The sequence below is a fragment of the Calditerricola satsumensis genome (assembly GCF_014646935.1).
Taxonomy (GTDB): domain Bacteria; phylum Bacillota; class Bacilli; order Calditerricolales; family Calditerricolaceae; genus Calditerricola; species Calditerricola satsumensis.
This window is the reverse complement of the sequence record NZ_BMOF01000096.1, coordinates 1-1890: the sequence shown is the minus strand read 5'-3', so window position 1 is coordinate 1890 and position 1890 is coordinate 1. Positions and strand designations below refer to the sequence as shown.

Below are 1890 nucleotides of genomic sequence, written 5' to 3'. Positions count from 1 at the left end.
CCGCACAGGCGGTTCACCGTCACGCCGCCCACCTCTTCGGGCAGCCCGGCCAGCAGCACGGCCATGCGCGCCACGTTGCGGTTGTCCTCGCCGGCCTGGTTGGCGCAGCCGAAGATGACGTCCTCAATGGCGGCCGGATCCAGCTGCGGGTTGCGTTCCAAGAGGGCGCGGATGACGTGGGCGGCCAGGTCGTCCGGGCGCACGCGGCTCAGGCTGCCGCGGTAGCGGCCAAAGGGGGTGCGCACGGCGTCCACAATCACGGCTTCGCGCATGGCCCATCCTCCTTTTCGTGCAGCGTCGCTTACGCGCATGACGATCCGTCCGCGTACCGGTAAAAACCGCGTCCCGCCGCCCGACCCGTCCAGCCGGCGTAGACCAGCTTGCGCAGGAGGGGGGCCGGGCGGTAGCGGTCCTCGCCCAGTTCGCGGAACAGGCCCTCCAACACGGCCAGCACCTGGTCGAGGCCGATGCGGTCGGCCCACTCCAGGGGACCGTAGGGGTAGTTCGTGCCCTTCTTCATCGCCAAGTCGATGTCCGCCGCCGTGGCCACCCCTTCCATGAGGGCAAAGGCCGCCTCGTTGACGAGCATGGCCAGGGTGCGCGGAAAGACCAGCCCCGGCGCGTCGTCCACCGCCTCAACCGCTTTGCCGCGCGCCCGCCAGAAGGCCAGGGCCCGTTCCCACTGGGCGTCGTCTTCGGCCTGCAGCGGCCGGCTCACCTCCAGCACGCCCATCTCGCCCAGCTGCCACGGCGAAAAGCCGACCACGCGCCCGGGGTGCGCCAGATGCGCGGCCACCTCGGTGGCGCAGGCGCCGACGGCCGACGTGTACACCGGCACCGCGGGGTCGAGCCGCTTCTCCACCGCCCCAAGCAGCGCGCGCTTTTCCTCGCGCCGCGCGGTGACGTCGACGACAGCGTCGACGGCAAGCGTGCCGCCCGCATCTCCGCCGTCCCAGCGGAGGACCTCGTCCCCCTGCGCCGCCAGCCAGGCGGCCGCCTCGTCGGCCAGGGGCCCGCTGCCGACGAGGAGCACCCTACTCGCCGTCATAGCGGTAATACCCCCTTCCCGTCTTCCGGCCCAGCGCACCGGCGCTCACCATCATGCGCTGGATCGGATGCGGGCGAAAGCGTGGGTCGTGGAAGAAGGCCTCGTACACCGAGGTGGTCGTGGCGAAGTTGATGTCGAGGCCGATCAGATCCTGCAGTTCAAAGGGCCCCATGCGGAAGCCTGCCGCCTTCAAGATGCGGTCGACCTGCTCGATCGTCGCCACGCGGTCGCCGACGATGCGCAGGGCCTCGTTGTAGAAAGGCCGGGCCACGCGGTTGACGATGAAGCCGGGCGTGTCCTGGGCGCGAATGGGCACCTTGCCCACGGCTTCGACAAACCGCACGGCGGCATCCACCGCCTCAGGCGCCGAAAACTTCCCCGCGATCACCTCGACGAGGGGCATCACCGGCGCGGGGTTGAAAAAGTGCAGGCCCACGACGCGCTCGGGACGCGTCGTCGCCGCGGCGATCTCCGTGACCGACAGCGACGAGGTGTTCGTGGCCAGAATCGTCTCCGGCCCGCAGGCGGCGTCGAGGGCGCGGAACACCTCGCGCTTGACGTCGAGGCGCTCAACGACCGCCTCGATGACGAGCGCCGCGCCGGCGGCCTCCTCCAGCGCCGCCATTGGGGCAATGCGCGCGAGCACCGCGGCGGGGTCCTCCGCCAGCCGCCCCCTTTCCGCCCGCTTCTTTACGCGCTCGGCGATCGCCTGAAGCCCCCGCTCGAGCGCCGCCCCTGCCGCATCGTACAGCCGCACGGCGTAGCCGGCGACGGCAAAGACCTCGGCGATGCCATTCCCCATCGTCCCCGCCCCGATGACGGCGACGGTTTCGTTGGCCATC

The 1890-nt window shown here is 70.9% G+C and carries 3 protein-coding genes; all 3 read right to left on the bottom strand.

Going from position 1 to position 1890, the window contains the following annotated elements; all coding sequences use genetic code 11:
- A partial coding sequence (locus IEX61_RS12180) for a thiolase family protein (protein ID WP_505651159.1) occupies positions 1-272 on the bottom strand: 272 nt, incomplete at its 3' end.
- Between the two features lie 29 nt (positions 273-301).
- On the bottom strand, positions 302-1048 hold the full coding sequence (locus IEX61_RS12175; RefSeq protein ID WP_188818243.1) for a 3-hydroxyacyl-CoA dehydrogenase family protein: 747 nt from the start codon (positions 1046-1048) through the stop codon (positions 302-304).
- A partial coding sequence (locus IEX61_RS12170) for a 3-hydroxyacyl-CoA dehydrogenase NAD-binding domain-containing protein (protein WP_188818241.1) occupies positions 1035-1890 on the bottom strand: 856 nt, incomplete at its 5' end. The genes IEX61_RS12175 and IEX61_RS12170, both read right to left, overlap by 14 nt.